Below are 13085 nucleotides of genomic sequence, written 5' to 3' on the forward strand. Positions count from 1 at the left end.
GACGCTGCCGCTCGGGTTACTTCGCGCGAGGTGCTTTACTGGTGATAAAAGAAGCTGAGGGCCGAAAAAATGATGCCAGCAGGCCCAAAAAGTAAAAACAGCGTGACCGGAACACCGGCCACGCTGGCAATATTAACTGTCTGGCAGGTCAGACTAACGAAGAATACCTGAGGTAGTGTGCGTCTCGTCGGTTACGCGCGTCATAGCGATTGGAATACTTTTATAGGCGGGAATGCCGCTTTTGGTATCATGGCTGTCGAGCGGAACCATTACATTGGCCTCCGGGTAGTAAGCGCCGACTGAACCTGGTGCCATATCAATAATTACGATGGTCAGGTTTTTCATCTGACGCGAGGTGGGATTACCCTCCGGATCCAGCGCCATCAGATCGACACGGTCACCCACGCGCAGCTCTCGTTTTTCCGCCTCTTCCGCATTGATAAACAGCACATCACGACGGCCCGTCACGCCACGATAGCGATCATTTAGTCCGTACAGCGTGGTGTTGTACTGGTCGTGACTGCGCAGGGTGGTGAGTACCAGATCATGGCATTTCAGCGAGCGGGGATCTTCGTTGATGCCCTGCATCACTTTAAACTGCGCACGACCGGAAGGCGTGAGCCAGACGCGTTCTGATGCGGCGTTATGGAGCCTGAAACCTCCCGGATGCTTAATGCGCTCGTTGAAGTTTTCGAACGCCGGGAACACGGCTTCAATGGCATCACGGATGCGGCTGTAATCGGCGACCATGGCTGACCAGTCAACCACGCTGTCTGGCAGGGTGGCCTTAGCGAGTGAAGCGACCAGCGCCGGTTCAGATTTCAGATGGGGTGAGGCCGGGTTCAGCGAACCGCGCGAGGCATGCACCATCGACATCGAATCTTCAACGGTCACGCTCTGTGCGCCGGTCGCCTGAACATCAGTTTCAGTCCGGCCCAGCACCGGCAGCAGATAGTTGTGCTTGCCGAGTAACAGGTGTGAGCGGTTGAGCTTGGTGGCCATATGCACTACCAGATCTAAATTACGCATGGCCGGGAACGTCACCTGGGGATCTGAAATTGCCTCTGCCAGATTACCCCCCAGACAGAGCAGCGCTTTAGCTTTACCATCGCGCATCGCCTTAATTGCCTCCACAGCGCCGTGACCATGCTTCTGCGGCGGCCTGAAACCAAACACTTTCTCAATACCATCCAATAACGATTGCGGCGGGATCTCAGTGATGCCTACAGTGCGGTCGCCCTGCACATTAGAGTGACCACGTAACGGACAGATACCCGCGCCCGGCTTACCGATGTTGCCGCGCATAAGCAGCAGGTTGGCGATTTGTTGCACGTTCTGGGTACCATACTGGTGCTGAGTAATTCCCATGCCATAACAGATGATGGTTCGTTCAGCGCTGGCGTAGAGCCGGGCGATATGCTGGATCTCCTCACGCGCCATGCCGGAGACTTTAAGGATGTGCGCCCAGTCGGTGCTCTCCAGGTCGGCCTTGAGATCGTCAAAACCTTCGGTGTGCTCCCTGATAAACACTTCATCGATGACGCCGGGTTTGCCCTGGCTCAATGCCTCCTCGTGCATGGTGAGCAGGATCTTCATTACGCCTTTGAGCATTGCTGCATCGCCGCCCACCCGCACTTTGTAGTAGGTCGAAGCCAGCTCAGTAGAGCTCATTGACAGCATCTCAATCGGGCTTTGCGGTGAAGTAAAGCGTTCCAGCCCGCGTTCACGCAGCGGGTTAATCGCCACGATAGTGGCACCGCGTTTAGAGACTTCACGCAGCGTGCCGAGCATGCGTGGATGGTTGGTGCCAGGGTTATGGCCGATGCAGAGCACCAGATCACAGTGATCAAAATCCTCCAGCTCTACCGTACCTTTGCCAACGCCAATCGATTCCGGCAGGCCAACGCTGGTCGGTTCGTGACACATGTTTGAGCAGTCGGGGAAGTTATTGGTGCCATATTCACGGGCGAAGAGTTGCCACAGGAACGCCGCTTCATTGGAGGCGCGGCCAGACGTATAAAACTCCACGCTGTCAGGATCGTTGTAGCTGCGCAGATGCTCACCGATCTCCCGGAACGCCGTTTCCCATTCGATGGGCTGATAGGTGTCGGTCGCGGCATCGTACTTCATGGGATGGGTCAGCCGTCCTTCGCCCTCCAGATGCAGTGCGCTGCGTTCCCACAGTTCAGTCACGGTATGAGCGGCAAAAAATTCCGGTGTGGTGCGCTTGCTGGTGGCTTCCCACGAGACAGCTTTCGCCCCGTTTTCGCAGAACTCAAAGGATGAGGCGTGTTGTGGGTCAGGCCAGGCACAGCCCGGACAGTCAAAGCCCTGCGGCTGATTAACTTTAAACAGGGCAATCACATCCTGCTTTACTGACATCTGGCCACGGATAGCATCGGCAACCGCCTTTAGTGCGCCCCAGCCACCGGCAGCACCCCCATAAGGGGCGATGCCATTTGTGCGATTTTGCTCTTTCATAATGCTCCACATTGTCTCTATTGTTATCGGCTAAGCCTGGTACATAAAAAGGAACAACAACGTGGATTCTGACTATTATTCAGCAAAATTTTTTCTCAAAATGTTTCGGTGAGCCGTGTGCTCTGTTTTCCTGCTATGAAATAAGCGTGAGAATTATACAATAATAAACGAGACGGCTCTGCGTTATGCCCTGAACTATTTATCAGGCATAGAAAGGCCGTTATAACTGGCAATAAAGTGATTGTGAGTAAGGTGTTGTTATAATGGAATAATAATGCAGTAGTGAGCCTGTAATATTTGGGGGATTTGATTTCTTACGGGTAAGGTCATTATGGTTAATATTTCTACCCGGACGCTGAAGCAAAAAATATTCACAACGGCATTATTAGCGTAACGGGAGTCGGACAAACATAACGTGTCGTTATTACCCCACAAATTAACAACCCGATCGGGTATTTAAAATATTGTTCATGAGATATCTGTTTACTTCATGAGACAGCGCTATTACCTGGCGCTGCTGGCAGATCAGAGGTCAGTACGATCCCCGCGTGTTGTCGGATGAGAAATGACAATAAATTCTACTGGCGCATCACTGTTATTTCTGGCCTGGTGTTTAGCGTGCGGCGGAATTTCGATTCCCTGTTGCGCACAGATATCATGCACTTCGCCCTCCAGTTCCATCGAGAGCACGCCCTGAAGAACAAAGAAAAACTGCCGGGATGAAGCATGATAGTGTCTTTTCTCACGGGTGGCGGGCGGCATTTTTTCATGAATGATTAACATATCTTTGCGGTTTATCAGATACCAGCCATCGCACCCGTCCCCCCAGCTATAATGTTCTGCATTCTCATTTGAAATCATCATCCTGCGTCCTGGTTGTTGTTGTAAGGATTTAAGCCCTGGCTAACTATACAAGGCCAGGTTGTTGACGCTCAATTTTTAGTGTCGTTAATCACCTCAATGGATTTTTGACAGTGCTGATACTTTAATCGACCCTGGCGTGTCATGGATTGAGCGGTGCACCCCTGACAGGCTGTAACGGAGGATGAGATATGCAATGGTGTAATCAGGACAGATTTGACGTTCGCCTTGAGTGGGGGACTGCCGCAGTCCGTTACGCGGCAAAAGATGTGGAGTGCATCGTGATCGTCGATGTGATGTCTTTCTCCACCTGTGTCAGTCTGGCGGTCGACAATGGCGCACAGGTTTATCCTTACCCCTGGAAGGATGCATCTGCCATCGGTTTTGCAAACAACATCGGCGCACGGCTCGCCAGCTACGACAGATTATCAGATGCTGGCGGTTTTAGCCTTTCTCCTGCCTCGATTCGAAAAATTGAAAAGGGTGAAAAGCTGGTTCTGCCATCACCCAATGGTTCTGCGATTTCTTTCCTGGCCCGTGATCGGGTTACGGACGTCACCCTATTTAGCGGTTGCTTCAGGAACCTCTCGCAGACTGCAATGGCCTGCCGGGACTTTAAACGCATTCTGGTTATCCCCTGTGGGGAGCGCTGGCCCGATGGCTCGCTTCGGCCGGCCATAGAGGACTATGCTGCAGCCGGTGGCATTATTGCAGCCATCGGGCGTGACTGCTTCTCCCCGGAAGCAGCGGGTGCGGTTGCCGCCTGGCAGCAGCTGAATCTGTTATCTCTTCGCGAATGCGCTTCAGCGCTGGAACTTCAACAGCGCGGATTTCAGGAGGATGTCGAGCTCTGTCTGGATCTGGATAGCGCGAAGTGGACCTGGCAGTTACAGGGCGATTTTTATGCGGCAGGTTCGGAACGGGGCTGAGCCTGTCAGCACGTTGTTGTCCTGACAGGCTCAAAAATTCAGCGGTTACTTCTTCTTATTCAGCATCGACTTCAGATCGGCAAAGGGATTGTAGGTCGCCTCACCAACATCTTTTTGTGCATCCTCGCCTGCGACCACGCGGGTGCCATACTGATCAGCTTCGGTGTACTTCGAGTGCTCGTGATCGTGACAATAGAGACACAACAACTCCCAGTTACTGCCATCTTCCGGATTGTTGGTGTGGTCGTGATCGATATGGTGAACCGTCAGCTCGCGCAGATTTGAATAAACAAATTCGCGTGAGCAGCGCCCACACACCCACGGATAGATTTTAAGTGCTTTCTCACGGTAGCCGCTTTCCAGCCGCGAATAGTTTTTAGGGATCAGAGTCATGGCAGTTATTACCTGTTTTGCAGAGGTGTTCACGTTAGTGCAGCCACTATATCCCACAACGGAACCAGAGGAAAAATCATCCTTTTACGCGGGAAGGAGGGCTGACAAGCTCAAAGTGATAACCGGCAACTACCCGCTACTAAAAACTTAACCTATTGTCAGCGCTAGCCTTGCCTATCAGCACGATAGCGCCAGAAACATGAAGATTTACCGCTTTGCTTAAAATTCCGCGCTAAATGTAATGCCGGATGCCATAAACCGCCCAGAAAATTGCGTTGGCCCCCAGATAAATCCAGCATCCCCAGTAGGCAATGGGTTCCCGGCGGGTACGAAGTTTGGGCAGAAAGATCAGTAAATAGAGTGCAGAGGCGATAAGCGAAACGAAGTAGAAAAATTTCATTGTTCTCTCCTGGTTGATATCCTTTATTTCAGGATAGTCAGGGATGACTATTTTGCTCAGTGCATCATCAGATTCGTTCCATACCGATGTTTTTAGCAATTACACCGGCTATAAACCCATCTGGTTGCTATAAAGCAAACTGGCGGCACAGCGTCGCGATCAGCCCGGTTCAGGAAAAGATAATGTCAGGATGTTTAACCGGATGTGACAACCTATAATCAACGCAGTTTGTTGATCTGCAGGAATGCAGATTTTGCCCCCGCCCCAATGGATGAGATCCCGCTGATGTTTTCTCGCTTTTTTATTTATCGTCCCGTGTTCGCATGGGTAGTTGCCATTTTAATTATGCTGCTTGGTGCGCTTTCCATCACCCTGTTGCCGGTTGAACAATATCCTGATGTTGCACCGCCCTCGGTAAATATCAGTGCGACTTACACCGGTGCCTCTGCGGAGACGCTGGAGAACAGCGTTACTCAGGTGATTGAGCAGCAGCTGACCGGGCTGGATAATCTGCTCTATTTTACCTCCAGCAGCAGCTCGCAGGGTAATGTGTCAGTCACCGTCACCTTTAGTCAGGGCACCGATCCGGATACCGCGCAGGTGCAGGTGCAGAACAAGGTGCAGCAGGCGCTCTCGCGTCTGCCCAGCGAGGTGCAGCAGCTTGGCGTCACCGTGACCAAATCACAGTCGAACTTCCTGCTGGTGATGGGGCTGTATGACACGACAGGTAAAAGCAACAGCACCGATATCGGCGACTGGCTGGTCAGCAATATGCAGGAGCCGCTGGCCAGGACTGAAGGCGTCGGTGACATCCAGGTGTTCGGCGGCCAGTACGCGATGCGCATCTGGCTCGATCCCTTCAAGCTAAGCTCTTATGCGTTGCAGCCTTCTGACGTGTCGGCAGCAATACGCTCGCAGAATATTCAGGTTTCAGCCGGTAAAATCGGCGGCCTTCCATCGCCTGACAATCAGCAACTTACGGCCACGGTCAGAGCGCAGTCACGGCTGCAGACGCCGGAGCAATTCCGCAACATCATTGTTAAAAGTGATAAAAGTGGTGCCATCGTGCGGGTAGGGGATGTGGCGCGGGTAGAGCTGGGCGGCGAATCTTATGACATGACCACCCGACTCAACGGGCATCCTGCGGCGGGGGTCGGTGTAATGCTGGCACCGGGTGCGAATGCGCTGGCCACGGCGACGCTGGTCAAAAACAAAGTTGAAGAATATCGCCATTCTATGCCGGAAGGTTACGAAGTGGCCTATGCCCTCGACAGTACCGATTTCATCAAAATCTCCGTTGAGGATGTGGTGATCACCCTGATCGAAGCGATTGCGCTGGTGGTGGTGGTGATGTACCTGTTCCTGCAAAACATCCGCGCCACGCTGATCCCGGCGCTGGCGGTGCCGGTCGTGCTGCTCGGCACCTTTGGCGTGCTGGCGCTGTGCGGCTATACCATCAATACCCTGACGCTGTTTGCGATGGTGCTAGCCATCGGCCTGCTGGTGGATGATGCAATCGTGGTGGTTGAGAACGTCGAGCGCATTATGCATGACGAAGGTTTGCCGGCGCGTGAGGCAACGGAAAAGTCGATGAAGGAGATCTCCGGTGCACTGGTGGCTATCGCGCTGGTACTTTCCGCTGTCTTTCTGCCTATGGCCTTTTTCGCCGGCTCAACCGGCGTGATCTACCGGCAGTTCTCCGTCACTATCATAGCCGCCATGACCTTCTCTGTGGTGGTGGCACTGACCCTGACGCCTGCGCTGTGTGGCATGCTGCTGCGGCCAACAACACCTCATCGCAAAGGTTTCTTTGGCGGGTTTAACCGCTTCTATGCTGCCACCGAGCGTCAGTATCGTCACAAAGTCGTGAGCACGTTGCGTCGTCCGCTAATCATGGTTTCACTTTACGCCGCAATGGGCGTAGTACTGTTTGTGATGTTCACCCGATTGCCGGGTAGTTTCCTGCCGACTGAAGATCAGGGCAGCATTATGCTTCAGGCGACATTGCCGGCAGGCGCCACGGCCAGCCGTACCGAGGCGGTCAATAAGCAGATTGTTGACTGGTTTCTGACGGAGGAGAAACAGAATATTGATGTGGTTTTCACCATCAATGGCTTTAACTTCAGCGGTGCGGCGCAGAATGCCGGTATGGCGTTTATCAAGCTTAAAAACTGGGACCAGCGACCCGGTAGTGAGAACTCTGCCGAAGCGATTGCCGGACGCGCCACTTATGCGCTTGCGTCGATTCGGGATGCGCAGATCTTTGCGCTGACGCCGCCGTCGGTGCCGGGGCTGGGACAGAATAATGGCTTCACCTATGAGCTGCTGGCCAGCGGTGGCACCACGCGTGAGCAACTCAGTAACCTTCGCGATCAGCTGTTACAGAGCGCCGCGCAAAGCCCGGATCTGAGCGGCGTGCGGGCGAATATCCTGCCACAGACTCCGCAGCTGCAGATTGATATTGATACCAGCAAAGCGGTGGTGCTGGGCCTCCAGCTGGACGATGTGACCGACACGCTGACCAGCGCCTGGGGCGGAGCCTACATCAATGACTTTATTGATCGTGGCCGGGTGAAGCGCGTTTATCTGCAGGGCGATGGTCAGTATCGCTCCGCACCGTCGGATCTGGATAAGTGGTACATCCGTAACAGTGAAGGCACCATGACACCGTTCTCGGCGTTTGCCTCGACCCGCTGGACTATGGGACCGGAAAGTCTTAACCGCTACAATGGTTCTGCCTCCTATGAAATTCAGGGTCAGAACGCCGAAGGGTTCAGCTCCGGTGATGCCATGAACACCCTTGAGCGGCTGGCCAATGAACTACCGGCAGGCACGACGGGCGCGTGGAGCGGACTCTCGCTGCAGGAGAAGCAGGCGGGTGGGCAATCGACCACGCTCTATGCGATCTCGATTCTGGTGGTTTTCCTCTGTCTGGCTGCGCTGTATGAGAGCTGGTCAGTGCCCTTCTCCGTGCTGTTAGCGGTGCCACTCGGTGTACTGGGTACGGTGCTGGCCGTGGCGTTGCGCGGATTAAGCAACGATATCTACTTCCAGGTGGCGTTACTGACCACGGTCGGGCTGACTTCCAAGAACGCGATACTGATTATCGAATTTGCCGAGGATGCGGTGCGTCGGGGCAGTTCGCTGAGTGCTGCGGCGTTACTGGCGGCACGAACCCGCCTGCGACCGATTATGATGACCTCACTGGCCTTTATCGCCGGGGTGATCCCGCTGGCGGTGGCGACCGGTGCCGGTGCTAACAGCCGCATCGCCATCGGCACCGGTATCATTGGCGGCACGCTGGCAGGTACCGTGCTGGCATTATTCTTCGTTCCGCTGTTCTTTGTGCTGGTGAAGCACTATCTGACCCGGCATCGTGACGTTAAATAACGCAGTCAGCTCGTCTGTCCGACAGGACAGGCGGGCTGAAATCACGGCTCATGCGACTGAAAATAAAGCGTGCCGTCAGACCTGCTATCCGGGTTGCGAATACCAGAGCGGTGGAATAGCGTAAAAGTATTTTATGGCAGAGCCAGATGAGGGACGGACATTGTCGTGGTTTCACTCACGAGAGATGCCACTCCATGGCGTAAAACGTCCTAAAGCGCTTTATTCAGAATTACTTAGAAGGACGGCGACTAATCTTGCCTCCTTTCCGACCGGCTTCCCTGGCTTTTTCATGATCGTTTTTGAAATTGCCCCCACTGACCTTGCCTCCTGCACTGCCAGCTTCACTCGCACGTTCCGGATCGTTGGCAAAATTACCGGCACCACCTCTGTATTTCTGTTGTGTCATAGGAAGACCTCATATCAATGTTCCGTGAGATAAAAAGGACTAGCTAGTCACACCAGGAAGCATAGCCGCCCGCTTCGTTTATGCAAATGCACAGCGTCAAGGTTTTGATAAGGCGGAGATTAAATTTCTTCTACCGGTTTGCCACAGCAGGGAAATGACCGATGAACTACGCTTAAAGGTCTGACGAAAAGGAGAATATTATGAGCGACGCGACATTAATCGACACGCTTGAGTTTGGTTCTGACGAGCATAAGCAGAAATATGAAATCTATGGCGACGATGCACAAACGCCCACTTTTGCTGTTATCTCCCGGCAACAGGGTGATAGCTGGCAGAAACTGGAGGAGAAAATCACCTTTGCCGCGCAGGATGAACAGCAGGAAGCGATGGGATCAATGGGCTACGGTTCCGGCGATACGCTGCCCGATTTACGCGATCTGCCTGCCGAAGCTCGGGAGCGTTGCGAACGGCACTGGCAGGAGCAGAGTGCATAATGAGTAAAGCGCTGCTCATTTTAGCGGTGAAGTCGCCCGATTAAGAGAGACGCCTGGAGGCGGCAGAATAACCCTCTGAGCGCTCTCTTTTACCGACCGCCACAATAAAAAAGACCCAGCTCATTAAAAACGGGTGAGTCTGCATCGCAAACAGTAGACATCAGTCACCAGCACAGCTTTACATCCGCCCGCCAGACTCCCGTCCTGGGTTATTTTATGCTACGATTTTGTAACAAACTCATCCATTAAACCAACTGCAGCAATTGCTAAAGGTTTTCCCGCTGGTGGCGATAACCCAATGGCGTTGAGCGCGCCAGTCAATGATGAACCCGGCACTCAGCGACGAGTTCTGAACGCGAACGGACCTGCATTTAGCCCTCCTTTTAATACACACCAGACAATGCGAATTAAGCGCAATTTATTCAAATAAAAGCGAAAATAATAATATGTCGATCATTAAGACGATCAAAAGACGCCTGCCTGTTGCCCGTCTCAGGCGTAGCAGCCAGCCAGCGAATGGCACCTGGGATTGTCGTGCGTTGCCAGATTCACTCTCTTCCATTGGTTTAAGCTCGCGCGCGGGCGGGATTCTGATGACGTTTGTTCCGCCTGAAGCCGATTTTCAGCGGGTCAGTCAGGCCTGGCAGCGCTTTAACACCCCCGATCTGACGGTGCTGACGCTCTCTTCCAACGGTGCGCTGAGCAGCAGCCGATCGCAAAGTACCTACTGTGATGGCAACGGCCCGGAAGGAAGTTATCTCTGGCTGCCCGACACGCTGATCGCCAGCCATGAAACGCACATTGTCGATCTGCATGTTGCCGATACGCAGACCGCCAGTCAGCGTATTACCGCCATTCAGCAGGAGCTGATGCGGTTGCAGGTACGGATGCCCCTCTCGGCCGATCGGACTTTTGCGATGATTTACTGTGACGGCTTGTCTGCGTCAGAAGGCTTTCTGATGCAGGCCTGGTATAACAGCGGGCGTTTTCCCTGCCTGGCGATTGGCGGTTCAGCGGGTGGCAAAATTACCTTTGATGGCACCTGGATTGGTGCGGGTGGCAGGGTATTGCAGGGCAAAGCCGTCATTGTGTTCTGCCAGATGGCTGCTGGGAAATCCTTTGCGCCTTTTAAAAGCCAGAACTTCACGCCACGCGAGCAGAGCTGGCTGATTGCTGAAGCCGATCCGATTGCGCGCACCGTCACTTCTGTATTTAACCGTCAGGGTCAGCAACAGCCGTTTGTCGCGTCGCTGTGTGAACATCTGAGCTGCACCGAAGCGCAGTTGAACGAGCGGCTAAAGGGGCTGACCTTCGGTGTCAAAGTCGGCGGCGAATACTTTATTCGCTCAATCGCCAAAATTGAATCGGGTGGCGTGCACTTTTTCTGTGACCTTGAGTTTGGCGATCGACTGTTCCTGATGGAAGAAAAAGACTTTAAACAGGCGACACAGCAGGAGTGGCAGGCTTTTACTGCCCGGCATGGCAAACCGGCCGCAATACTCATGAACGACTGTATTCTACGTCGTGTCGGTAATGCCGATAAACTGCACAATGCCCACTTCTTCAAAGGCATTGCTGCCGCTGGTTTCTCAAGCTTTGGCGAAATTCTGGGCGTGCCAATCAATCAGACGCTTTCGGCGCTGGTGTTTTTCAATCATGACGTCAAAGCGATGAGCCAGTTTCCGGTGGAATATGCTGGTTACGCCGCACATTACGCGCAGCGCGCCTTGCGCCGCTGGGAAGCGCTGAACAGCATTCAGACACGGGTGCTGGATCGGGTGATCAACTATCAGCAGGCGCTGACGCCGCTGATGGAGGCGCTGCCGGTGCTGGAAACGGCGACTCAGAGCCAGGGTGAAACGCTGAGTCTGGCAGAAAGCAGTATCCGTAATATCAGCAACATCGCCACTGAGAGTCAGCAGGCGCAGGGGCGGCTGGATGAAGGGCTGGACGATCTGGAAAAAATCTCGAATGGCATCAATGAGATTACGCATGGTATCAGCAACATAGCCTTCCAGACCAATATCCTGGCGCTGAATGCTGCCGTAGAAGCAGCTCGTGCAGGCGAGGCTGGCCGCGGCTTTGCCGTGGTAGCAGGCGAAGTTCGTCGTCTGGCCCATTCGTCGAAAGAGCAGGCTGAAGCCACGGCGAATAACATCGGCGAGGCGGTTACCACCATCTCACGGATCCGGCTGGTAGCCAGTGACTCGGCGCAGACGGCTGCACAGATGGCGGAGCGCAGCATCAGCGCGGCCGATACGCTGGCGGCCATGAATCAGCAGACCCGACATGAGCGCGCCGACATTGCGAAGCATCTCGGCAGCCTGCGTGAACTGACGCAGGGAATGGACGCGATGCAGGAAGCCGTCGCGCAGCTCAAAGTGTTACAAACGCTTTCCGGGGCACAGGTTAAAGGCTGATTTATCAGCATAAAAGACAAAAAAGTGCGGTGTAAGCGTAACGGCCAGGCAAGGCAGGCTCTCAGTTGTTACACTTGTCGGTGATTAACCACGCAGAGGTACTAATGAAAATCAAAAGTTATGCAGCCATGCAGGCTGGCCAGGCCCTTGAACTCTATGAGTACGATGCCGCCGAACTGGCAGCCGAAGAAGTCGAAGTCCAGGTCGAATATTGTGGCGTCTGCCACTCAGATCTGTCGATGATCGATAACGAGTGGGGCATCTCTCAGTTCCCGGTGATTGCAGGACATGAAGTGATTGGCCGGGTTTCAGCCCTGGGCGAAGCGGCTAAAAGCAAAGGTCTCTCAATCGGCCAGCGTGTAGGAATTGGCTGGACAGCCAAAAGCTGTCAGCACTGCGATGCCTGTATCAACGGCGAGCAGGTTAACTGTCAACAGGGCAGCATCCCGACCATCATGAATAAGGGAGGGTTTGCCGAGAAGCTGCGCGCCGACTGGCAATGGGTTATCCCGCTGCCGGAAAAACTGGATGCGGCCAGCGCCGGTCCGCTGCTGTGCGGCGGTATTACCGTATTTAAACCCCTGCTGATGAGCAACATCACTGCCACCAGCCGTGTTGGCGTGATCGGTATCGGCGGTCTGGGCCATATTGCTATCAAACTCCTGCACGCGATGGGTGCCGAAGTCGTGGCATTCAGCTCAACGCCGGATAAGAAGCAGTCGATTCTGGATATGGGTGCGGATGAAGTGGTTAACAGCCGTGATCCTGAAGCCCTGAAAAAGCAGGCGGGTCGTTTTGATCTGATCCTGAGCACCGTAGCAGTCGACCTGGACTGGAAACCTTATTTCGCTGCGCTGGCACCTCAGGGTAAATTCCACACCGTGGGTGCCGTGATGAAGCCGATTGAAGTCAGTGCTTTTGATCTGATCCTGGGCGACAAAGCGGTAACCGGTTCATCAACCGGCTCACCAGGCCAGCTGCGATCACTGCTGCGACTCGCTTCGCGTGCGGATATTGCGCCACAGGTTGAGTTCTTCCCGATGTCAGACATCAATAAAGCGCTGGATCACGTCCGCGCCGGTAAAGCCAATTACCGTGTGGTTCTGAAAGCCGATTTCTGATGCGAATCTGAAATGAATATGCCGCAGCCTGCTGCGGCATTTTTTTGTCCTCATGTTGTCAGCTCTGATCCTGATAATTCGTTTCACACTCAGGTCATGCCCTTTCTTCCATCAGGCTCCGCCCCCAGTCAGCGCTACCTTCAAAAACTGGCCCGAATCCATCGAAGACTGTCCTGTGAGCCTGTCACGT

At 53.9% G+C, this 13085-nt stretch carries 10 protein-coding genes; 5 read left to right on the forward strand and 5 right to left on the reverse strand.

Annotated elements, in window-relative coordinates; genetic code table 11:
• Positions 1-153: 153 nt before the first annotated feature.
• Positions 154-2481: an FdhF/YdeP family oxidoreductase gene (locus tag F3I44_RS17940; protein ID WP_150015211.1), complete on the reverse strand. Its 2328-nt coding sequence runs from the start codon at positions 2479-2481 to the stop codon at positions 154-156.
• A 525-nt stretch (positions 2482-3006) separates the two neighbouring features.
• Entirely contained in the window at positions 3007-3342 is a 336-nt protein-coding gene (locus F3I44_RS17945) for a cupin domain-containing protein (RefSeq protein ID WP_150015228.1), read from the reverse strand.
• 191 nt (positions 3343-3533) lie between these two features.
• Here F3I44_RS17945 and F3I44_RS17950 point away from each other — a divergent pair, with 191 nt between their 5' ends.
• Positions 3534-4271, forward strand: a complete 738-nt coding sequence (locus F3I44_RS17950) for a 2-phosphosulfolactate phosphatase (RefSeq protein WP_150015210.1) — start codon at positions 3534-3536, stop codon at positions 4269-4271.
• 45 nt (positions 4272-4316) lie between these two features.
• On the opposite strand, the gene yajD is transcribed toward F3I44_RS17950, so the two are convergent.
• Both yajD and F3I44_RS23775 read right to left on the reverse strand, forming a co-directional pair.
• Entirely contained in the window at positions 4317-4664 is a 348-nt protein-coding gene (gene yajD, locus F3I44_RS17955; RefSeq protein ID WP_150015209.1) for an HNH nuclease YajD, read from the reverse strand.
• 232 nt (positions 4665-4896) lie between these two features.
• On the reverse strand, positions 4897-5064 hold the full coding sequence (locus F3I44_RS23775; protein ID WP_190285975.1) for a hypothetical protein: 168 nt from the start codon (positions 5062-5064) through the stop codon (positions 4897-4899).
• Between the two features lie 285 nt (positions 5065-5349).
• Between F3I44_RS23775 and F3I44_RS17960 the strand changes: the two genes are divergently transcribed.
• Positions 5350-8454, forward strand: coding sequence for an efflux RND transporter permease subunit (locus tag F3I44_RS17960; protein ID WP_150019503.1), 3105 nt, complete (start codon positions 5350-5352; stop codon positions 8452-8454).
• Between the two features lie 229 nt (positions 8455-8683).
• Here F3I44_RS17960 and F3I44_RS17965 read toward each other — a convergent pair whose 3' ends face one another.
• Positions 8684-8860, reverse strand: coding sequence for a general stress protein (locus tag F3I44_RS17965; RefSeq protein ID WP_009093122.1), 177 nt, complete (start codon positions 8858-8860; stop codon positions 8684-8686).
• Positions 8861-9060: 200 nt separating this feature from the next.
• Between F3I44_RS17965 and F3I44_RS17970 the strand changes: the two genes are divergently transcribed.
• From F3I44_RS17970 to F3I44_RS17980, 3 genes are all read left to right on the forward strand, one after another.
• Positions 9061-9354 carry a hypothetical protein gene (locus F3I44_RS17970; protein ID WP_150015207.1) on the forward strand — a complete coding sequence of 98 codons (294 nt, stop codon included), beginning with the start codon at positions 9061-9063 and terminating at the stop codon, positions 9352-9354.
• A 446-nt stretch (positions 9355-9800) separates the two neighbouring features.
• Positions 9801-11774 carry a methyl-accepting chemotaxis protein gene (locus tag F3I44_RS17975; protein WP_150015206.1) on the forward strand — a complete coding sequence of 658 codons (1974 nt, stop codon included), beginning with the start codon at positions 9801-9803 and terminating at the stop codon, positions 11772-11774.
• Positions 11775-11878: 104 nt separating this feature from the next.
• Entirely contained in the window at positions 11879-12895 is a 1017-nt protein-coding gene (locus F3I44_RS17980; RefSeq protein WP_107320469.1) for an NAD(P)-dependent alcohol dehydrogenase, read from the forward strand.
• Positions 12896-13085 lie beyond the last annotated feature (190 nt).

This window comes from Pantoea sp. F_5, assembly GCF_008631595.1.
GTDB lineage: Bacteria > Pseudomonadota > Gammaproteobacteria > Enterobacterales > Enterobacteriaceae > Pantoea > Pantoea gossypiicola.